Annotated in this window: 22 protein-coding genes; 12 read left to right on the top strand and 10 right to left on the bottom strand. The window is 55.8% G+C overall.

The genetic code is table 11. The features are described 5' to 3' along the window. Positions 1-76: 76 nt before the first annotated feature. Entirely contained in the window at positions 77-457 is a 381-nt protein-coding gene (locus tag PEL01S_RS17595) for a hypothetical protein (RefSeq protein ID WP_174806967.1), read from the top strand. On the opposite strand, the gene PEL01S_RS17590 is transcribed toward PEL01S_RS17595, so the two are convergent. From PEL01S_RS17590 to PEL01S_RS17575, 4 genes are read right to left on the bottom strand one after another with little or no spacing between them, the layout of a single operon-like run. Continuing rightward, positions 452-1882, bottom strand: coding sequence for a GerAB/ArcD/ProY family transporter (locus PEL01S_RS17590; protein WP_063177516.1), 1431 nt, complete (start codon positions 1880-1882; stop codon positions 452-454). The two genes, PEL01S_RS17595 and PEL01S_RS17590, sit on opposite strands and share 6 nt — an antisense overlap. 30 nt (positions 1883-1912) lie before the next feature. Next, positions 1913-2146, bottom strand: coding sequence for a hypothetical protein (locus PEL01S_RS17585; RefSeq protein ID WP_063177515.1), 234 nt, complete (start codon positions 2144-2146; stop codon positions 1913-1915). Further along, positions 2143-3324: a Ger(x)C family spore germination protein gene (locus tag PEL01S_RS17580; protein WP_063177514.1), complete on the bottom strand. Its 1182-nt coding sequence runs from the start codon at positions 3322-3324 to the stop codon at positions 2143-2145. Before PEL01S_RS17580 ends, PEL01S_RS17585 begins: the two co-directional genes overlap by 4 nt. Next, on the bottom strand, positions 3321-4949 hold the full coding sequence (locus PEL01S_RS17575; protein ID WP_063177513.1) for a spore germination protein: 1629 nt from the start codon (positions 4947-4949) through the stop codon (positions 3321-3323). The genes PEL01S_RS17580 and PEL01S_RS17575 overlap by 4 nt, the downstream gene beginning before the upstream one ends. Positions 4950-5140: 191 nt before the next feature. Here PEL01S_RS17575 and cls point away from each other — a divergent pair, with 191 nt between their 5' ends. Continuing rightward, positions 5141-6571, top strand: coding sequence for a cardiolipin synthase (gene cls / locus PEL01S_RS17570; RefSeq protein ID WP_063177512.1), 1431 nt, complete (start codon positions 5141-5143; stop codon positions 6569-6571). Between the two features lie 27 nt (positions 6572-6598). On the opposite strand, the gene ligD is transcribed toward cls, so the two are convergent. The 4 genes from ligD to PEL01S_RS17550 all read right to left on the bottom strand — a co-directional run bounded on the left by ligD (position 6599) and on the right by PEL01S_RS17550 (position 9553). Continuing rightward, positions 6599-7504 carry a non-homologous end-joining DNA ligase gene (gene ligD / locus PEL01S_RS17565; RefSeq protein WP_127461223.1) on the bottom strand — a complete coding sequence of 302 codons (906 nt, stop codon included), beginning with the start codon at positions 7502-7504 and terminating at the stop codon, positions 6599-6601. A gap of 101 nt (positions 7505-7605) precedes the next feature. Then, entirely contained in the window at positions 7606-8178 is a 573-nt protein-coding gene (locus PEL01S_RS17560) for a ferric reductase-like transmembrane domain-containing protein (protein ID WP_127461222.1), read from the bottom strand. 25 nt (positions 8179-8203) lie between these two features. Next, positions 8204-9181, bottom strand: a complete 978-nt coding sequence (locus PEL01S_RS17555) for an FAD:protein FMN transferase (RefSeq protein WP_163767770.1) — start codon at positions 9179-9181, stop codon at positions 8204-8206. 18 nt (positions 9182-9199) lie between these two features. Then, positions 9200-9553 (bottom strand): hypothetical protein, encoded by a 354-nt coding sequence (locus PEL01S_RS17550; protein WP_127461220.1) that lies wholly within the window; start codon positions 9551-9553, stop codon positions 9200-9202. Positions 9554-9709: 156 nt separating this feature from the next. Between PEL01S_RS17550 and PEL01S_RS17545 the strand changes: the two genes are divergently transcribed. Together PEL01S_RS17545 and PEL01S_RS17540 are read left to right on the top strand one after the other, a co-directional pair. Next, complete coding sequence (locus PEL01S_RS17545; protein WP_063177507.1) at positions 9710-10393, top strand: response regulator transcription factor; 684 nt, start codon at positions 9710-9712, stop codon at positions 10391-10393. Further along, entirely contained in the window at positions 10393-11850 is a 1458-nt protein-coding gene (locus PEL01S_RS17540; protein ID WP_127461276.1) for a sensor histidine kinase, read from the top strand. Before PEL01S_RS17545 ends, PEL01S_RS17540 begins: the two co-directional genes overlap by 1 nt. 17 nt (positions 11851-11867) lie before the next feature. On the opposite strand, the gene PEL01S_RS17535 is transcribed toward PEL01S_RS17540, so the two are convergent. Next, on the bottom strand, positions 11868-12809 hold the full coding sequence (locus PEL01S_RS17535) for an ATP-dependent DNA ligase (RefSeq protein WP_127461219.1): 942 nt from the start codon (positions 12807-12809) through the stop codon (positions 11868-11870). A 390-nt stretch (positions 12810-13199) separates the two neighbouring features. Here PEL01S_RS17535 and PEL01S_RS17530 point away from each other — a divergent pair, with 390 nt between their 5' ends. Beyond that, complete coding sequence (locus PEL01S_RS17530) at positions 13200-14735, top strand: ABC-F family ATP-binding cassette domain-containing protein (protein WP_127461218.1); 1536 nt, start codon at positions 13200-13202, stop codon at positions 14733-14735. 43 nt (positions 14736-14778) lie between these two features. Here the strand turns inward: PEL01S_RS17530 and ku are convergent, their stop codons facing one another. Then, complete coding sequence (gene ku / locus PEL01S_RS17525; protein ID WP_010496053.1) at positions 14779-15639, bottom strand: non-homologous end joining protein Ku; 861 nt, start codon at positions 15637-15639, stop codon at positions 14779-14781. 192 nt (positions 15640-15831) lie between these two features. On the opposite strand from ku, the gene PEL01S_RS17520 reads away from it, so the two are divergent. The 7 genes from PEL01S_RS17520 (at position 15832) to tsaD (ending at position 20544) form a co-directional block, all read left to right on the top strand. Beyond that, positions 15832-16041 (top strand): hypothetical protein, encoded by a 210-nt coding sequence (locus PEL01S_RS17520; RefSeq protein WP_063177503.1) that lies wholly within the window; start codon positions 15832-15834, stop codon positions 16039-16041. Then, positions 16038-16220: an H-type small acid-soluble spore protein gene (locus PEL01S_RS17515; protein WP_010496061.1), complete on the top strand. Its 183-nt coding sequence runs from the start codon at positions 16038-16040 to the stop codon at positions 16218-16220. Before PEL01S_RS17520 ends, PEL01S_RS17515 begins: the two co-directional genes overlap by 4 nt. A gap of 294 nt (positions 16221-16514) precedes the next feature. After that, positions 16515-17552 carry a thiamine-phosphate kinase gene (gene thiL / locus PEL01S_RS17510; protein WP_307722007.1) on the top strand — a complete coding sequence of 346 codons (1038 nt, stop codon included), beginning with the start codon at positions 16515-16517 and terminating at the stop codon, positions 17550-17552. 14 nt (positions 17553-17566) lie between these two features. Next, entirely contained in the window at positions 17567-18043 is a 477-nt protein-coding gene (tsaE, locus tag PEL01S_RS17505) for a tRNA (adenosine(37)-N6)-threonylcarbamoyltransferase complex ATPase subunit type 1 TsaE (RefSeq protein WP_127461217.1), read from the top strand. Continuing rightward, positions 18040-18903, top strand: coding sequence for a tRNA (adenosine(37)-N6)-threonylcarbamoyltransferase complex dimerization subunit type 1 TsaB (gene tsaB, locus PEL01S_RS17500; RefSeq protein WP_174806966.1), 864 nt, complete (start codon positions 18040-18042; stop codon positions 18901-18903). The genes tsaE and tsaB overlap by 4 nt, the downstream gene beginning before the upstream one ends. 16 nt (positions 18904-18919) lie before the next feature. Beyond that, positions 18920-19423, top strand: a complete 504-nt coding sequence (gene rimI, locus PEL01S_RS17495) for a ribosomal protein S18-alanine N-acetyltransferase (protein WP_127461216.1) — start codon at positions 18920-18922, stop codon at positions 19421-19423. A 50-nt stretch (positions 19424-19473) separates the two neighbouring features. After that, entirely contained in the window at positions 19474-20544 is a 1071-nt protein-coding gene (gene tsaD, locus PEL01S_RS17490) for a tRNA (adenosine(37)-N6)-threonylcarbamoyltransferase complex transferase subunit TsaD (RefSeq protein WP_127461215.1), read from the top strand. Positions 20545-20854: the final 310 nt, after the last annotated feature.

The raw sequence follows: 20854 nt of genomic DNA, 5'->3' as shown, positions 1-20854 counted from the left end.
GGCCGGTCAAGAAATGCCCTCCTTATACATACACATACCTAATAGTAAAAGTATTGTGGATGATGGAGGGATTCGAATGTCGTTTTTACATACAACCCGCATGGACCTGCTGGAACGCCTGACGCTTCATCTGAAGCAGGACATCGCTCTGCAGGCTGAAGACTTCGACAGCGGAGCGGGCGTGCTGAATCAGGTCGGCAAACGGTTTATCCGGATGGGCGAGCGCTACTTCGTGCCCGGCTCTATGCAGGAAATCGTCCTTTTTGATGTCCAGAAGAAGGGATCTGGCCCCCGCGTCAACGTCCAGACAGCGTATGCCGGCACATTCAAGGCGGTTCTGCTCCGCACCGGAACCGATTTTGTCGAGCTGCTTGTAAACCGGACTGAAGAAGAGGAGGAACTGGTTGTATTGATCCCCCTAAGCCGGATCGTTGGGATCGAGCGTGTCAAGTCATGACGACTGCGCCGAATTGGGGGAGCTCCTCGCTGCGAGGTCCTTGGCTTTCCGCATCTCCATGTGCGTGACGAATAGCAATAACGCCAGGACGAATGCATAGCCGAAGCCGGCCAGCTTGCCGATGAGCGCATAGTTCTGGCTGAAGATAAGGCCCGCGCCGACGAAAACAAATCCGAGCGCGAGCAGCATATTGCCGGCTCGCAGCCAGGTCCGGCCAGATATCGCACCCAGACGCGAGCCGAACCGTTTCCCCGGGTGGCGATTTCCCCCTTTAGATGTTCCGTCCCGGTCATGTCCCTGACTTTTCCCCGAAGATTGTTCCGCATGGCGCTCGGGGCTTCGTTTCGGGAATCTTCGCATGAGCAGCAGCAGCGCCGCCAGCAGCGCCGGCTGATAGCTGAGCACTAACACGGGCGAACTGTAATTGCCGAAGCTGAATACCTCCGGCGTGCTCTTGAAAGCGAGAATCGTGGTCAGCAGCAAAAACAGGCTAACCGGGGAATTGATAAGCGTGTAATCCCTTTGCCGGATCAGGCTGGCGATCCCGATCAGGAAGGCGAGATAGATGAAGATGATCTTGTTGACGATAATCGGGAACCAGATGCTCAGAACAAACAAATCCATCCGGTCCAAAAAGTCCGTAATTTGAATGTGCTGCACCAAGCTGTAATCCGGGTAAATCAGGTTGCCGGGAATGTTCGGCCCGAGGACGGCTACCTCCATAAGGAGAAGAAGCGACAGCAGTACCGTAGCCAGCAGCGAACCGTGCCGAAGGGCGGAGTGAATCTGTCTGGAATTCCAGATCATATGCAAAAACGCCCCCACAATGATGATATCCCCGTACCAGCCGATACTGAGAAGGCCTGCGTATCCGAGCTGCTTAGGCGGAGTCGTCAGGATCGGCTGTAGTAAACGGAAGCTCATTTCGTTGGACAACAGGAACGGCAGCATTAACGTGAGGGCGAAGAAAACGGGAAAAAACAAGTCGTTGACCCGGGAAATCACTTCGGCACTGGTTCGGCCGTAAAACATAAGCAAGACGACGAGGAGCAGAACGAGCATTTCCTCGGGGGTGTTCGGGAGAAGAAGCGTGCCGATGAATTTGCCCAACATCCGCAGATCGCGCAGCAGGATGAACCATAGATGGATCAGCAGCACCATGTTCGCGAGCATGCCGAACCAGCGGCCAAACAAAATAAAGTTGATCTCGAAAAGATGCTTTCCCGGAAGCCGCATACTGAGCTGTGTAAACACGTATGCAATGAAAAGGATATAAACGGTGGGCAGCAAATAGACGAACCAGGTATCCATATGCGCGACCCGGACCAGATCATGCTGGATGCTAAGCAGCCCGCCGCCGATCAGCAGCGATCCGACCTGCCAGGAAAGCTGTCTTTGGTTAATGACTTGCGTGTTGACAGGCATGTGTTCACCCGCTTTCCTCCATCGCTTCGTTTATTGAGGATGGATAATTGAGAAAACCCACGGCGATACCCGCTCGATAAAAAAACGTGTCGGCATCGGGGGCTGATAGCCCGACGCCACGCAGAGAAAGAGACCCACCGTTATAATGGTAATAAATGCGTACAGCCGTGCCGTTGCCTTCGGCTGTCTCGCCCAATGCTTCAGGTTCAAAAATAAATGAAACGCCATCAGCACCATAAACCAGATGAGAAACTGGGAGTTCATCGGGTTCGCTTCGCTTTCGTTACGTTTTCGTAAATCAGCCCTGTTTCCGTAAGCACGCTTTTTACCTGTATGCGGAAAGCGGCGTCCTTCATCCCGGCTGGCCAGCGCGATGCGTACTTCTTCTCCCAGAGCCCCGGATGCTCCCGCCACAAATACGATCCGAATTGCGCGGAATCGGTGCGGTTGGTTATCATTTTGCGAATCGCTTTCCGCATCGCTTGTTCGATGTAACGGTTCATCGCTTCCTCCACCTTTTGGACCTTGCCGGTTTGGCTAAGGTCGTACATGCCCAAAACTTCGGTTGCTTTAGCCTTGGCTTTCGTGCGGATATCAAATTGTAGCTTCCCGCGTTCCGTATAGGCCCGAATCTGGCTTTTCGAATCGAAAATGTTCAGCGTAACCGTATGCCGGTTTTCGATTTTTAGGGTAACGGACGATTGCACAGGCATATTTTTCAGCCAGGCAAGCCCGTCTGCCTCCGCATTCTCGAACACGCCGGTCATTTTGTCTCCGCGAAATTGCGCATAGCCGAGGAACTCGATTTCCTTCGATTTCTTCGTGCTCTTGGAGTTTTTCTCCGATTCTTTCACGCCCATATAGACCGTTATGGCATCGCTGCCGGGGCTGCTGAGCGAGAGGGCGACTTGCTTCATATTAATCTGGATAACGTTCCGGGCCTTCACAAGCTCCCGGATCGCTTCCGAGGGGAAACGCTCGAACTGCGGTGTTGCCTGCAGCAGCTTGTAAGCTTTTCCTTTAGTGACGATCATATAAATCGTCATCCGGCTTTCCGGAGAGCGGGGCGTCGTATCGAAGGCGTTCCGAATCCCGCGTTTGGCATAATCCTCACCGATCAACAAGGTTCTGCGGTGCGCGAAGAACATGCGGCGGGACATCCGCCGCTGCAGCTGGGCCTGCGCCTCCCGAAACGTGGTGCCGACTGCGGAATCGATGTAGTAGCTTTTCGTTCCGGCCGTTCCGCCTCCGCCTCCGGAGGCCCCACCCATACTGCCGGGGAGCGGCAGCAGCACGCTGTACCGGATCTTCCCGTCTTGCTCCACATCCACCGCGGTCGTCAAAATAAAGGCAGTATCGTTGATTTCCACCCGGTCCCAGCACCCGGTCAGGCAGAGCAGGGAGAGCAGAACAAGGGATAGGCGGGTCCGGCGCGATCTCATTCTACGGGCTCCTTTCCTTCCTCTATCGTATGATCGATGGTTTTGCCCCGCTGGCCGGATTGCTCCGTAATTTCCTGCGGCAGCGAATCGTCTATCCTTTTGCTGTCCTGCAGGGGCATAAAGGAAGGACGTTGTTCCATCGCCCACCAAGGCGAGCGGAAGAGAATATCCTTCAGGTCGCCGGAGGATAGCGGTCCGATCGGCGATAAGTAAGGAATGCCGAAGGAGCGAAGGTTGGCCAGATGCCCCATGATCAGCATGATCATAATCAAGATGCCGTACATCCCGAACAGTGAAGCAGCGATCAGGATCGGAAAACGCAGCATTCGTATCGCGATCGCTCCATTAAACCGCGGGATCGTGAACGAGGCAATCCCGGTAAGCGATACGACGATCACCATCGGCGCCGATACGATGCCTGCCTGCACCGCCGACTGTCCGACCACGAGCGCGCCCAGAATACTGACCGCCGATCCGATCGCTTTAGGCAGCCGGATGCCCGCTTCCCTCAGCGCCTCGAAGGTCACTTCCATGATCAGCGCTTCGACGACGGCCGGGAACGGGATCGCTTCCCGGGCGGCGGCGACCGACAGCAGCAAGGACGTAGGGAGCAAGTCCTGATGGTAGGTTGTAATAGCGACGTATAAGGCCGGTGTCAGTAGTGACAGCACCATGAACGTATACCTCAGCCAGCGGATCAGCGTGGCTATCTGGTACCGCTCGTAGTAATCCTCGCTGGCCTGCATAATTTCGGCAAAGACGAACGGCACGACCAGCGTAAACGGCGTCCCGTCCACCATAATGCCGACGCGCCCTTGGAGCAGGGCGGCCGCGACGACATCCGGCCGTTCGGTATATTGAAGCTGAGGGAAGGGCGAATACGTCGAATCTTGAATGAGTTCTTCGATATAGCCCGATTCCAGTACGGCATCGATGTTTATTTTTTCGAGACGTTTGACAACTTCATGGACGACGCTCGGGTCGGCCAGATCGTCCAGATAGGTAACGACCACATTGGTATTGCTTTCCCGGCCAAGGATCATCGGCTTCATTTTTAAATGCGGCGTTTTCAGCTTGCGGCGGATCATGGACGTGTTGGTCCGGATATTTTCCACGAAGCCCTCGCGGGGGCCGCGTACGACCGACTCTGTATCGGGCTCGTTGATAGATCTTTTTTCCGCCCCCCTCATGCCGAGCAGCAGCGCCTTGTTATTATGCTCGACGATCAGCCCCGTGTCGCCGCCCAGTACGGAAAGCAGCATATCCGCATAATTGTCCGCCTTCTGAATCTGGGAGACAGGCAGCGTCATATCGGAGATGTTGTCGATAAGCTCCTCTCCGCCCTCCAGAATCATCAGCGATTTCATCGTTTCGTTCACAAGCTCCGTCTTGGTCATGCCATCGACAAAAAACAAAATCGCGGGCAAGCTTTGCTCGATGCGGAACTCGCGAATGACGAAATCGGAGCAGTCCTTGAACAGCTCCTCCAAATAACTTTTGTTTTCTTCGATGCTCATAAAGACAGGCACAGAGCGCAGCTCGTCGATAAAACGGTATTCCGCCTTCCGCAGCGGGTGTTCCGGGGCGTCCTGTCCTTTTTTCTTGCGGTTTTTCGGATGGATCATGACACTCCTTCCTGCCCGCGGCATCTTATCCAAGCATTGCCGGAGCGTGTCTTGTATATTTTCCACCATTTGCGAAATTTTATGACAAATCGTTTGGTGCCTGTGCCATAATGAGGAATAGGCGGGCGGGTAGAGGTAAAAGCTAGGACAGATTGGAAAGCGCCTGTTGTTTCAAAAGGAGGAATGGCGACGTGCTTTGGCTCGTCATCGCACTGACCTTATTCATCATTCAGATTCTCACGATTCTGGTCGGGGAGTTTCGCCGCCCGGCCAAGGCGATGGCGTGGCTTTTCGTTTTGTTTCTCATTCCGGTCATCGGCTTTGTCATGTATTATTTTTTGGCCAAAGAATACACGCAGCGGAAAAAGGTGAAGCGCAAAGGGCTGCGGCTCGTAAACGATATACGGCATCTCGGCAAAAAGCAGCGTTCGGCGGATTTTCAGCCCGAAGAGGACCGGCTGAATGGCTGGCGGCACGAGCCGAGGCTGTTCTCGCTGCTCAATAACATTCCCGGCGCCCTCATTACGATGCATAACGAGGTACGGGTGCTGACCGACGCGACTGCGGCGTATCCGGCGATGCTGGCTGCCATGGAGCAGGCGAAGGGACATATTCATTTTGAGTTTTACACCATTCGTAATGACGGCATCGGCCGACAGTTCCACGAACTGCTGATCCGCAAGGCGCAGGAAGGCGTCAAAGTGCGCTGCATCTTCGACGGCATCGGCAGCTACCAGCTCGACAGCCGGTTCGTTCAAGAGCTGAAGCAGGCCGGGTGCGAGGTGTACTTCTTTTTGCCGGCGGTGATTGCTTTTTTCGACAAGCGGATGAATTACCGGAACCACCGCAAAATCGTCGTCATTGACGGAATCCGCGGCTTTCTTGGGGGAATCAACATCGGAGACGAATATCTGGGGGCGAATCCCAAGCTGGGGTACTGGCGGGATACGCATTTGGAGCTGGAAGGCGATGCGGTGTATTCGCTGCAGTATACGTTTCTGACCGACTGGATGTTTGTGAGCGGAAAGCGGCTGGCGGACTCGGAATTTTTCCCCGAGCACGATTGCCCGGGCCGCAAGCCCGTACAGATTATTTCAAGCGGGCCGGATGAGCATTGGGATGCCGTTCTGGAGATGTTTTTCGCCTCGATCACGGCGGCCAAGCGAAGAATTTACATTACCACCCCTTACTTCATCCCCGATCCGAGTATCACCATGGGGTTGAAGACGGCGGCGATCAGCGGGGTGGACGTCCGGATCATTTTCCCGCAAAAAGCGGATTCGCGCATCGTGAACTATGCTTCCCTGTCGTATTTGGAGGAGCTGATGCAGGCCGGAGTTCGCTTCTATGCCTACCAAAAAGGTTTTATCCACGCCAAGGTCATCCTGATCGACAATCTGCTCGCTTCGGTCGGCTCCGCAAATATGGATATGCGCAGCTTTTACAACAATTTCGAGCTGAACGCCGTAATGTTCGACAAAGAGACGATTCATCGGCTGGAAACCGATTTCATTCTCGATTTGAAGGAAAGCCGCGAGGTCAAGCTGGAGGCGTTCGAGAAGCGCTCCCGCTGGCAGAAGGGAAAGGAAGTCATCGCGCGGCTCCTGTCGCCGCTTTTCTGAAAAGCGGTGCGGTGTTCGTTTCGAGGGTTAGCGAATAAAGGACAGCACGTGATCCAACTGCTGCGGGGGGACTTGAGCGATCAGGTCTCCTTTTTGCTGTAGGCGCTGCATAATGTTCAGCAGGTGGAAGTCCCGGGGATCGGGGCGGAGCGCAACTTCGTCCCAAGTTAGCGGAGTCGACACCGAGGCGTCCTTGCGGGCCCGCGGCGTATAGGGAGCGGACAGCGTTTTGCCGTACCAGTGCTGGAGATAATCGATGTATATCAAGGCACCGCGGTCTTTTTTGAGCCGCTCAACGGTGAACAGCTTCGGGTATTTTTGCACCGCGAACGTGGCGACGAATTGTCCGATCCGCCGGAGCTGCTCGAACGTATAGCCGCGCTCCCGGGCAATCGGGACGTAGATTTGCACGCCGGTGGCGCCGGACGTTTTCGGTACGGACCGGATATTCATGCCGTCGAGAATGCCACCGATAATCTGGGCCGCCTCCATAATGCGCGGCTCGGGATCGACGCTCGGATCAATATCGATCACCCATTCGACGGGCAGCGTCTCGCCGATCCGGTGAAACGACGGATGGAACTCCAGACAGGCCAAATTCCCTAACCACAGCAGCGTCGGCAGGGAATCCAGATGAACGTAGCGGATCGATTCCAGCATCGCCGTCTTGACGAAATCGGGTGTCGGCTCTGGAGCATTTTTCTGATAAAACGACTTGTCGTTCCAGCCATGGGGAAACCGGATGGTCGTCAGGTAGCGGTCGCGGCAATAGGTCAGCAGGTAGGGGGACAGCTCGGCGAGCTTTTGCAAATACATCGCTTTCGTAATCTTTTTCTCCGGCCACAGCGGCTTATCCGGATTCGTCACCGTCAGCTCCCGGCCTTCGACGATTAGTGTGCCTTTCGTTTTCGGATATTTGGCGGGTGCGGGCATCGGCAATCCCTCCTGTTTGTCATGGGGCGCAAGCGTTCAGTGCGCCGATGGTTTTTTAGTTAGTATATCCCGCCCCATCCTTTTTAACATCCGAATGCGGCCTAAACGAGCCGTTTTTCTTTCTTCGTCGCCGCTCCCGGAGAGGATAGGAACATAAAACGCCCGATCGTGAGAAGCCCGACCAAAATGAATGAACCGATATAGATCCAACGGATTGCGGCCATTGCCGAATCCGAGCCGAGAAAAGAGCCATGTACCGCGACCAAAATAAAGATCGGATAAGACAGCAAATGGAGCATATGCCAAAGTTTTTTGCCGATGGCGTTGCGAAGATCCGTCGACAATAAAACGATGAGCAGCCCATAAACGGCCAGCGTGCCGAGTCCGTTGAGGACCGGCTCATGCTGCGCGGCAAAAGGCAGCAGCACTTCCTTCCAGGAAAACGGCATGTAGGTGCTGATCACCGGAAAAACGGCGTGCAAAAGCATAAGTCCGATGCCGGCATGGTTGAAGAACTGGTGCAGCTTGTATAGGTTCACTTTGCTTTTTGCCGGCCATACCGGGTAACTATACATGATACCAAGAGCGATCCCCAGCGACAGGCAAATGAAAGAAACGATGCCTGTCACCCGAATGATCTGCCAAACGGGCCAATCGACGATCCATTGAATCATGTCGGAGCCTCCTTTAATCGTTTTTTCAATGTCTAAGCGTTGCTGTCGGAAGCTGCCAGCGGACGGCCGGCGAGGCGTCGGCTCCAATGAAATGAGTGCGTCCGTCTCTTAAAAAGACAAGCGCTTCACAGCCTGCGGCTTCGGCCCGAAACAGGGACAAGCCATGCTCAAGGCCGGCGATGCATATCGTTTTGGCCCAAATCTCGCATTCGACCGCATCGCTGCCGGCTACGGTGCATTGTACGACGTCGCTCCGGCTCGGGGACATCGTGCGAGGGTCAATCAAATGATGCATGATGCTGTCATGGGTCAGCCACTGCCTGCCCAGTGTACTTGACGTCGCCGCCGCGCCTTCCTTCAAGTGCAGTACCCCTGCGTCTTCACCCGGATTCCACGGATTCTGGATTCCGATAAGCCAGCTTTGTTCCTTATTACGAGGGCCCGCGCCCCAGACGGCCAAGTCGCCTCCGGCGTTGACCATGCCGCACGGTACGGCCCAAGCTTCCCGCATCCAGCGCGCCAAACGGCTGACGGCCCAGCCTTTGACGATGCCGCCCAAATCGATCTCTGCCTGCAGCGGGAGGCGAACGGATTTCATCGCGGGATCGAGCTCCCAGGCTCCATCCATACAGATGGAGTCAGGCTCGGATGTACTCCAGTAACCCGGCCGTTGACGGACTTGGTCGAAGGTAGCATCGTATCCTGCCGCTCTCAAGGCTTTCAAAATAAGCGGATTGAACATGCCGTCCGTTCGTGCACGGTATGAATCCGCCAACCGCAGCACCTCCAGCATCGTCTCCGAAACCATACAGATTCGTCCGGCCGAACGATTGAGATAAGAGAGCTCGCTTTGCGGCCGGAAACGGCTGAACCGCTCTTCTACGAATTCGAACCAATCGCGGACCTGATCTTCCAGATCGAAACGTTCCGAGTCGTTGAAGTACGCTACCTCAATATCGGTATTCATTGCCCGAAAGGCTGTATGATGCAGGTTTTCTTTCACGGAAATCATCTCTTTTCCTTACGAACGTCCCGTTTTCGTTTGCATTCTGCCGCCCGGCGTTGCCGCTTCCGGCGAGCTGGAGGAGCTGCCGCCCAAATTCCCGGTATCCGAACGATTCGAACGGCCGTGGCGTTTGGCGGAACCCGAGTTGGAACCCGAATCGTTGGCCCGGCTCCGGCTTTGGTTTCTCCATTCCTGCATCACAGGGTCCTGCTGCTGCTCTCCTTGAGCGGCGAGCGTCTTGTCTTGCGGTTGATGCTGCTGCGCGGCGAGTGCAAAATTCGGACTATCCTTAATTTCGCGGAACAAAAAAGCGATCCCGACGGCGCCTATCACGCCGAGCTGCCATTTCGTCCATTTCGTTGTTTTCATAGCGTTCACTCCCAAGGAGACGGTTTAACGGAATACGTTTATTGTAAAACCCGTAGATGAAAGGAGCATAAAGATAAACTGAAAGTTCGCTGAATCATCCCGAACGCTTCCATCAATGAGGCGGGATTGGTGTACAATACATAGAGAGGTGACACCATGCAACCAATCAAAGGCGTGAAAATATTAATCGTTGACGACGAACCAAATATTGTCCAGTTTTTGGAACTGGGCCTGCAAAACGAAGGGTTTGAAGTTTTTACCGCGCCGGACGGATTTACAGCCGTCACGCTAGCCAAGCAAGCCCGGCCACATATCGTCATTCTGGACGTCATGATGCCCGGGATGGACGGCTTTGAAGTATGCCGGATGCTGAAGAAAACCGAGCACGTCGCTATTATTATGCTGACGGCCAAGGAAGAAGTGGAAGACCGGGTCAAAGGGCTGACGCTCGGGGCCGATGATTATATGGTTAAGCCGTTCAGCTTCGAGGAACTGTTGGCCCGGATTTATGCGCGGCTGCGCAACCAGTTTCCCCATTTGTTCGCGGAGGTGGCGTACGGGCCGTTCCGCATCGACGACCGCCGCAAAGAAATCCGCTACGAAGACCGGGTGCTGGAGCTTTCGCCGACGGAATACGAGCTGCTGTCTTTTTTGGTCGTCAATCACGGCCTGGTCCTGAGCAAAACGGTCATTTTGGACAAGGTCTGGGGGTACGATTTCGGCGGGGAGGACAATATCGTTGAAGTGTACATCCGCTCACTCCGCGATAAATTGAGCGACAAGGAGCACCGGATCATTCGGACTCTTCGGGGATCGGGCTACCGGGTAGATCTCGGATGATGCGGGGGTGGGAACGTTTCCGGCGTGTCTTTGCGCCCCGTTCGCTTCGCCTTCAGCTCCTCTCCCGTTCCTTGTTTATTTTGGCGGGGCTGCTGCTGTTGATCGGCGTTCTGCAATATGTGTTCATGGAGCAGTTTATGATTAAAAATAAGGTTGCCAGCGTCCAAAGCCAATTTTTTTCCATTCCGCTGGATATCTGGTTGAATCCGAATATCGACAACGGCAGAGTGAGGGGGCCTTTTCTGCCGGAAGCTTCGCTGGCGTTCGTCGGGCCGGGTGACAGCTTCCGGATCGTCACGAACAATCCCCGCGCCGGATCGGTACCGCGGCTTTCCGATGAAGAGTACGGGGAGGCGCTTGCCCGGGAGCAAAAGCAGCCGCACTATCTCATTGTCAAGGACGACAAGGGGATGGAGCAGCTGGTCGTTCTGCAGCGCATAGCTCCGCGCGGGCGTCTGGCGCAGATAAGTACGAGCATGGGGCCGATTCGGGACGTGCTCCTCAGTCAGCTTTGGACCTTCCTGGTTTTGGCTGCGGCCGCTTTGGGAATGGGGGTTGCCGCGTTTCTTCCCGTTCTGCGCAGAACTCTTGTCCCGCTTTCCAACATGATCGAAACTGTGGAACAGATCGATGCGGGAAAGCTGGACGAGCGGCTGCCGGTGCATCAAGGCCAGTTGGAGATCGACCGGCTCTCCCGGTCGTTCAACCGCATGCTGGAGCGGCTGGAAGCTTCGTTCGAAACGGAGAAGGAAGCGAAGGAGCAGATGCGGCGCTTTATTGCGGATGCCTCGCACGAGCTGCGAACGCCGCTTACATCCATCCACGGATTTCTGGAGGTGCTGCTGCGCGGAGCGGCCCAGAAGCCGGATCAACTGGACAAAGCGCTCAGAAGCATGTACGGTGAGTCGGAGCGGCTAAACAAGCTTGTCCGGGACCTGCTGCTCCTGGCCCGCTTGGACCGTCATCCGACCGTAGATCTGAAGGAAGAATCGCTCAGCGATATCGTCGATGAAATGGAGCCGCAGCTCCGGCTGCTGGCAGGCAGGAGGAACGTGGAGTTCTCCGTTCAGCCTGACGTGTCCGCCTGCATCGACAAAGACAAAATCAAGCAGGTGCTGCTCAATTTGTTCCACAACGCGGTCCAGCATACCGATCCCGCTGAGGGAACTGTCCTCGTTTCGCTGGAGCAGACGCGGGAAGAGGCTCTGCTGTCGGTTCAGGATAACGGCAGCGGCATCCCGGAGGAGCATGTGCCGCGTTTATTTGAACGGTTTTACCGGATCGACTCGTCGCGTGCCCGCATTTACGGAGGGGCCGGGTTAGGGCTATCGATTACAAAATCGATCGTGGATCTTCATGACGGAACGATTGAGGTGAGCAGTCGGGTTGGCGAGGGGTCCAGATTTACCATTCGCCTTCCGGTGCCTGCCGAAGGCGGTCAGCAAGCGGACGAGTAAATCATCCGCTTGCTTTTTTACGAGGTGGAGAATTTGCACTCGCTTGGGTTCATCTCGACGAACGCCTGAATACTGGGGTGCCTCATCGTTTGCCCCGGAGTCCATTCCATAAACTGCACCTTCACCACGATTTGCGGATCGATCCAGACCGCGTCTTTGCTCCGCTTGGGTTCGTTTACGAACGGCTTCGCTTTCGTCCTCATGGACGCTACGCGTGCCGTGAGCTCCCGCCATTCCTGCTGCGTTACCTTCCCGGTGCCTGCGTGCCCGATATAGTAGAGGTTACCCTGCCCGTCATACAAGCCGAGCAGCAGCGAATTGACGATATTGTCCCGGTACGTGACGCCTCCTACGACGGCCAGCAGATCGTAAAATATTTTGCGCTTCTGCCACCGTTTATCCTTGCCGCCGATCATATACGTGCTGTTCAGATTTTTACAGACGACGCCCTCCATCTGATGCTTGATCATCACCTGCAGCAGCTCGTCGGGATTGGTGAAGTTTTGCACCGTTTGCACATCGGGCTGCGGGATGACAATCTCCTGCAGAATGCGCTGCCGCTCCGTAAGAGGCTTATCCGTCACCCATTGTCCGCTGCAAAACAAAACGTCGAAGATCATGTACGTGACCGGGGTCTGCGTGACGCCGAGCTCAATGTTTTGCTGCTTTCTTAGACTGTCCCGTTTCATGATCTCGTGAAACGACGGCTTGTGATGGTCAAAGGCGATGAATTCGCCGTCTAATATGAACGAAGTGGCGGAACAGTAGCGGGAAGGGGACAAAAATTCGGGATACTGCAAGGACCGATTGTTCAATCTTCGGTTGACGAGCTGGACCTTGGAGCCGTCGCAGTAGGATAGCATGCGCACGCCGTCCCATTTGATCTGCGCGATCCATTCGCCGCCTTTGGGAAACGAGTCGGTGCTTATCGGTTCGAAGGGAACGATCGGATTCAACATGGTAAAGCCCCCTTATCCATTGGATTTGATTAACAATTGTTCCCACTTGCCGCTTGACATAACGGGCAGCGGCTCGATATAGTTAAAGATGCAACACAGTTAACTTTGAGTATAACGAGGTGGAAAGGAAATGTTTTTCTTGTCGACTGTTCTGAAACGGAATTTGGCTTAAACGGGAGAAGTCTGCCCATTTTTCACCTAAGCCAACCGAGAACAGTAGATAAAGAACTCGATTCCTTTCGTTCAAATGATACAATTTGCAACGGGTCAGGGCGTGTTCGCCTTGCCCGTTTTTTGTTTTCCATCCAACTTAAGCTAATTGAATAGAGCTTTTTGTCCGGCTGTTTCTCCGGTTGGCTTCGAACCTGAAGCGAAAAGGAGAGAGCTTTCATGAGTATGTTGAACGTCGAACAGCTTACCCATACGTATGGGGATAAAAAAATATTCCAAAATATCCAGTTCCGGCTGCTCCGGGGAGAGCATGCGGGGCTCGTCGGCAGTAACGGGGCCGGTAAATCGACCTTGCTGCGCGTCTTGGCGGGGCAGTTGCTTCCCGATGCGGGCAAGATCGAATGGCTACCGCAGGCACGGCTCGGTTATTTGGAGCAGCACGCCGACTTACAGGCGGGAATGACGATTATGGATTACTTGCGGGGTGCTTTCGCTCATCTGTATGAGCTCGAACGGGCCTTGCATCAGGTCGCGGAGCAAATGGCCGCGGCGGACGTCGACCTCGAACCGCTGTTAACCCGGTACGGCGAGCTGCAGAGCCGGCTGGAGCATGCCGATTTTTACGGCATCGATGCCAAGATCGAAGAGGTGGCTGCGGGATTAGGCATTCTTGAGCTCGGCAAAGACCGGGAGGTCGACACGCTGAGCGGGGGGCAGCGTACGAAGCTGCTGCTGGGTAAGCTGCTGCTGGAGGAGCCGCACGTTTTATTGCTCGACGAGCCGACCAACTATTTGGACGACGTGCATATCGAATGGCTGACCGGCTATTTGAAGCGTTACGAGCAGGCGTATCTTGTCGTCTCGCACGACGAGGCCTTCCTGAATGAAATTACAACGACGATCTTTCATTTGGAGCATCAGACGATCAAGCGCTACGCCGGGAACTATGCCGCATTCCTCAAAAGTTATGAACTGAACCGGTTGCAATGGCAGGACGCGTACGAGCGCCAGCAGAAGGAAATCGACCGGCTGGAGAGTTTCATTCAAAAGAACCGGAACCGGAAAGCCAAGCAAGCGAAAAGCCGAGAAAAGGCGCTGGAGCGAATGGAGCGGATCGAGAAGCCGTCGTCCGGGTCCCGGCCCCGCTACAGCTTTCACGTTCATGTGGAACCCGTGAACCGGATCATGGAAGCGAAACAGCTGCAATTTGGCTATGCGGAGCCGCTATCCGTTCCCGTCAACCTGCAAATGAAACGTGGGGAAAAAGTGGCGGTCGTCGGGTACAACGGCATCGGGAAATCGACCATGCTCAAAACGATGCTGGGCCTTCTGCCACCGTTATGCGGCACAGTACAGCTCGGCGAGCGGGTCAAACCGGCTTATTTCGCCCAGGAGCAGCTGCCTTCGGACGAAACGGCGCTGGAGCGGCTCTGGTCGCTGCGCCCGGATAAGACCCAGAAGGAAATCCGGCAGACGCTGGGCATGGCCGGCCTGACCGAAAAGCATATCCGGCAGCCCCTCAGCTCGCTTAGCGGCGGGGAGCAGGCGAAGGTCCGCCTGTGCGAGCTCATGCTGACGGACAGCAATCTTCTCGTGCTGGATGAACCTACGAACCATTTGGATGTCCGGGCGAAGGAAGCGTTCAAGGAAGCGCTGAAGGCGTACAAAGGCACCATTCTGCTCGTTTCCCACGAACCGGAATTCTATGAAGATTGGATTACTCAGGTTTGGCGTTTGCAGGACTGGAGCAAGTAAGCGCGGAGAGGGAACTCTCCCGGCACAAAGAAACGATCGGCGCTCAGCCGATCGTTTCTTTCGTTTTCGCCTTGCCTTTTCTTGGTTTCGCGGCTTTGGCTTTCTCGGTCGTCCCTGGCGTCGGCTCGGTCACGACCGGTTTCACCGCTTCGAGGCTCGCCTGCAGCGCGGCCATCAGATCGATGACGTTCGCTTTATGCGGCTCCGGCGCGATGCGGACCTGCTGGCCGGAAACCTTCGACTCGATCGCTTGCAGCACGGCCGAGCGGTAATCGTCCTTGTATTTTTCCGGCTCGAACGTCGTTGCCAGCTGGCCGATCAGCAGCTTCGCCATTTCGAGCTCCTTCTCGTTTACATTGTTCTGCTCCGGGAGGTTGGGCACGTGCTCCACCGAGCGGATTTCATCCGGGTAAAAAATCGTCTCCATCGCAATGCACCGATCGATAATGCGGATGGCGGCCAAGCTGCTTTTGGACCGGATGGACACTTTGGCTATGCCGATTTTGCCCGTTTGCCGCATCGCTTCGAGTAGCAGACTATAGGCGCCGGCGCCGGTTTCGTTCGGAGCGAGGTAGTATGTTTTCTGAAAATAAACCGGGTCGATGTCCGACAAGTCGACGAAATCGAGAATCTTGATTTCTTTGGTGACTTCGCCGGTCAGCTTCTCCAGCTCGTCCTTCTCGAACAGCACGAACGAGCCCGGCTCGTACTCGTAGCCCCGGACGATTTCCCCCCACTCCACTTCACGATCGCAGTGCTGGCATTTGCGGACGAAATTCAGCGGCGTGTTGCAATCCTTATGAATCATGCGCATCGAGATGTCTTTGTCTTCCGTCGCCGAGAACATCTTAACGGGCACGTGCACCAAGCCGAAGCTGATGGCGCCTTTCCAAACCGTATGCATGGCTGTACCTCCCGGAGGCCTGAGCTGGCCGTCTACTTTCTATACAGTATACGCAAAATGGAAGCGTCCCATTACAACGCGCGCGAATGTCGGCGCAAGAAAATGGGACATGCTACAGAAGAAGGCTGCATGAATCGCCAAAAAGCATCGTCATGCCGGCCCGAACATTTCGATCGGAGGAGGAAAGGAATCATGAGCGAAGCAAATACGTCCGGCGGCAAGTTTACGGATGATGCGGCCCATGAAGGGCGGGACTCCAGTTTTATGGACATCGACCGGATGATCAACGAAGGTCTTGGCGGCGGGCAGGTGACGATCCATAACGGACTGATCGAGGAGTCGACGACCGATACGATGGATCATCCCGAATCGGTTATCAGCGGGGAGGACAACGGGCAATGAAAGTATACCGTGCTCAAGAAATTATGAAATCCGAAGAAAAGGTCGGCGTGGAGTTGAACGGCGTATCCGTATGGATCGACAGCGTAGACCCCAAGCAGGAAACGGCCAAAGTGCACGTGGAAGACCGTCCTGCCGACGCCCGCGTCGTTCCGGTCGACGAGCTGCAGGAAGTCCAATAGCTCCCGCAGGGATCGTACCTTTAGCAAAAGCTTTCCGAAAGCATGCAGGCCGAGAGGGCCCATGGCTGGGGGAAGCTTTTTTTGCTGTGGTAAAGCGGCTTCAGGTCTCCTGCAAGCAGGCAAGCCGATAGTCAGTCATGGGGAATCGGTGGTATGATATACCTGAAAGATCCGGGAGCAACGAGCGTTTCGAACGATATCCGGCGCTCCGAAACAATAGCAAAACGGCATGTTTGTCTAGATACAAAGGAACGGCTATAATAATTGTCAATACGAGAGCGGAGGCGGATAGATGTGAGCTCGGTCGATGAATTTACGCTGATCGACCTGCTGAACGGCGGGCAGCAAACGATCGCTTTTCAACGGGCCGGCGGCGTGGAGACAGGGATCGGCGACGATGCGGCCGTCGTTCGCGCCTCTTCGGATAGCCGGTGGATTCTCACTTGCGATACGATGACGGAAGACATTCATTTCAAGCGAGTGACGATGCGCGATTCGGATATCGGGTACAAAGCGATGGCTTCCGCCGTCAGCGATATCGCTGCGATGGGAGGAACCCCGCGGTACGCCCTCGTGGCGCTCAGCATGCCGAAGTCGACGCCGGTGGAGCGGGTGCGTGCGATGTACGACGGGTTGTACGAATGCGCGAACCGCTACCGGGTCGTTGTTGCAGGCGGAGATACGACTTCGTGTATCGGGGGCGTCACGCTGACCGTAACGGTGATCGGAGAGACGGAACCGGACAGAGCGCTGCTCCGCTCGGCAGCCAGACTGGGAGATGTCGTATTTATTACCGGTTTTACCGGGGATTCGGCGGCCGGATTGGAATGGCTTCTGGGGAAAAATAAGCCGTCGGAGGAATGGGACGACGATCCGGAGCTGAAGCAGTATCCCGGGCTTATTCAGGCACACTGTCGTCCGGAGCCGCAGATCCAGGCCGGTGAGCTGTTGCGGCGGTCCGGCTTCTGCCATGCGCTCAACGACGTCAGCGACGGGATCGCCAGCGAAGCGTGGGAGATTGCCGCGGCGTCGAATATCGGAATCGATCTGATCGAAGATCGGATTCCCGTATCGGGCGAGCTGCTGGACTATGCTTCGAAGCAAGGGAAGGACCCGCTCGATTACATGTTGTACGGCGGCGAGGATTACCAATTAATCGGAACGGCGCCCGCCGAGCACGCCGTCGAGCTGCAGATGAAGTTTAAGGAAGCGGGGCTGCCGCTCTATCTGATCGGATATGTCCACGGGGAGCATTCCGGCGTACGGCTTGTGCGCAGCGACGGCGGTGCGGTACCGCTTGCCAAGCGCGGCTATAATCATTTTACCGGATGAAGGGACGATCCTGCATGGCCACTTATGCATTTCAAGCCCGTCATGTCGCCGATACTTCCGTTTTGGCGGAACGCTTGGCCTCGTTGTTTATCCCGGGAACCGTCATTACGCTCGACGGCGACCTGGGGGCGGGCAAGACGACATTCTCGCAAGCGGTAGCCAAGGCGATAGGCGTCAAGGACATCGTGAACAGTCCTACGTTTACGATCATCAAAGAATATGAAGGTTCCGAGTTCCCTTTCTACCATATGGACGTGTACCGGTTGTCTTTGGAAGAGGCGGATGATTTGGGGCTGGACGAATACTTTTATGGAAACGGCATTACGCTTGTCGAATGGGCTTCGCTGATCGAAGAGATTTTGCCTCCGCAGCGGTTGGAGATTCGGATTGAGACCGACGGAGAAGACGGGCGAAGCTTCACGCTCAAGCCGTCAGGCGACCCTTATGAAGCGTGGTGCGCGAAGCTACAACAGAACGGATGGTTAAAATGATTCAAAATACGGCATCAGATTCGACTTTATATGGCGACGGCAAGCTTATGCTGTCCGTCGATACGTCAACCGTGTCGATGACGACCGCGTTGACCCGGGGACGGGAAATTCTGGGAGAAATTACATCGAAAGCGGAGCGAAACCATTCGCTTTATCTCGTGCCGAACTTGCAGCGGCTCATGGCGGAGTGCGGCGTCCGACCGGACGAGCTGTCGGCGTTTGCCGTCGGCGTCGGGCCCGGCTCTTATACCGGCGTGCGCATCGGCGTAACGGTGGCCAAAACCTTTGCCTGGACGCGGAAGCTGGCCTTGCTCGGCGTCTCTACGCTTGAAGCGTTGGCGCTCGGCGGAGCCGGCTCCGCTTCGGAATTCGGCGCGCTTCAAGACGGGGAAACCGTGCGGGGCGGTGCGCTTCAGGCGATGGATTCGCTGCTTAACGCGGCGCGCGCGACGGGGGAAACGACATGGGTCGTCCCGCTGATCGACGCCCGGAGGGGACAGGCATTTACGGCGCTGTACGCCGTATCGCCCGAGGGCTGGAAGTGCCGGGTACCGGACGGTATTCGTCTGACCGCCTCCTGGACGGACGAGCTCCTTTCCTTGGGCGCAGAGGCGGAAACCGGACCCGGCCGCGTCGTTTTTACGGGCGAGCTGGAGCTGCATCAGGAAGCGATCCGTTCGTTTGCTTCCCGGTGGGGCGGACCGGTAACGGAAGCTCCGCATGAGCTGCGGGCCCGACATGTCGCCGAGCTTGGCCTGGAGCGGTGGAAGCGGGGGGAAACCGAGGATGTTCACGGATTGGTTCCGAACTATACGCAATTGGCGGAAGCGGAAGCCAAGCTTCTCGCCAAGAAATCTTAGGGGAGGCCTGTCCGATATGGAACCTAAACGCGAGGCGCAACCTGTCTTTGACGGAGCCATGTTTTTTCGCCCTATGCACACGGACGACATCCCCGTGATCTGCGAGATCGAGCAGGAATCGTTTGCGACGCCTTGGACGTCCGGGGCGTTTTACAACGAGCTGACAAGCAATAATTTCGCCAAATATCTCGTTTTGGAGTACGAAGGCGAAATTGCGGGCTATGGCGGCATGTGGCTCATTATGGAGGAGGCGCACGTCACCAATATTGCGATTCGCGAAAAATACCGCGGGCGCAAGCTCGGGGAGCGGCTGCTTGTGGAAATGCAGCAGACGGCTGTTTTTTACGGGGCGCTGCGCATGACGTTGGAGGTGCGTCCGTCCAATTTAATTGCCCAAGGCTTGTATGAGAAGATGGGATTTCGTTCCGCCGGTATTCGCCGGGGCTATTATACCGACAATAAAGAAGATGCAATTATTATGTGGGCGGATCTGCCCAAATCGGAACGGCTCTCCAAATAAAAGAAACCGGCTGCCTGCGAGCGGTTCGAGAACAGACGAGAGGTTTATTGATGATGAACGAACAATCGAACGAAGCGGTGTCCGTTCGCCCTAACCGGGACGGCGGACCCGTTTATATATTGGCTGTGGAAACAAGCTGCGACGAGACGTCCGTAGCGATTGTCCGCGATGGCAAAGACATCTTGACGAACGTTGTGTCCAGCCAGATCGAGACACATCAACGATTCGGCGGCGTCGTGCCCGAGGTCGCCTCGCGCAAGCATGTGGAATCCATCACGTGGATTATTGAAGAGGCGCTGGACAAGGCGAACGTGAAGCCGACCGAGCTGGCCGCCGTCGCCGTGACGCAAGGGCCCGGCCTGGTCGGCTCCTTGCTGGTCGGGATGGTGGCGGCGAAGGCGCTGGCCTGTTCGCTGGAGCTGCCTCTGATCGGCGTGCATCATATCGCCGGACATATTTATGCCAATCAGCTCGTGAATGAGCTGGAGTACCCGTTTGTGGCGCTGGTTGTGTCCGGAGGCCACACCGAGCTCGTCTTTGTGGAAGCCGAGGGGCGCTTCCGCATTATCGGACAGACCCGGGACGACGCGGTGGGCGAAGCTTACGACAAGGTCGCGCGGGCGCTGAAGCTGCCGTATCCCGGCGGCCCGCATATTGACCGGCTGGCGCACGAGGCCGGGGAAGCGGTCGCGCTTCCCCGCGCCTGGCTGGAGCCGGATTCGTACGACTTCAGCTTCAGCGGGCTGAAGTCGGCCGTGCTGGCGGCCCTGAATCAGGCCGCCATGAAAGGACAGCCGCTGGCCCCGGAGGCCGTGGCGAAAGGCTTCCAGGACTCGGTCATCGACGTCCTGGTGGAGAAGGCTCTCCGCGCCGTGCGCGCTTACGGCGCGAAACAGCTCATCCTTGCCGGCGGGGTTGCCGCCAACAAGGGCCTGCGCGCGGCGCTCGAGGCTCGCTGTGCGGAAGCGGGAATACCGCTGCTGGCTCCGCCGCTCAGCCTGTGCACGGACAACGCGGCGATGATCGCCGCCGCGGCTTTTTTGAAATACCGACGCGGGCAATTCGCCCCGTTCGACATGAAAGCCGAGCCGCTGCTGAAGCTCGAAGCGTGGTCGGTTTGACGCCAGTTCTTTGCAAAGCCGCTGCCGCCGTTGACCCGGATGGCCGCGGCTTTGTTCTGGCTTAGAGTCGTATTTATCCTAGCGGAAAAAAATTCAATAAAAAAAGGGTTGCATTCTGTTTGCGGATTTGATATATTACTCCTTGTCGCTTCTGCGGCAGGCTTTAAAAACTTGAGACTTTCGAATCTTGAAAAAAATAAAGCTTGCAATGATAGAGCAGATGTGATACATTAAAGAGGTCGCTTCTGAGAGGTTAAATTAACCGATCGGAATGCTGGGAAATGAAATTGCCCTTTGAAAACTGAACATC

Source organism: Paenibacillus elgii NBRC 100335 (assembly GCF_004000865.1).
GTDB classification, from domain to species: Bacteria; Bacillota; Bacilli; order Paenibacillales; family NBRC-103111; genus Paenibacillus_G; species Paenibacillus_G elgii.
This window is presented reverse-complemented; position numbering and strand designations above follow the sequence as displayed.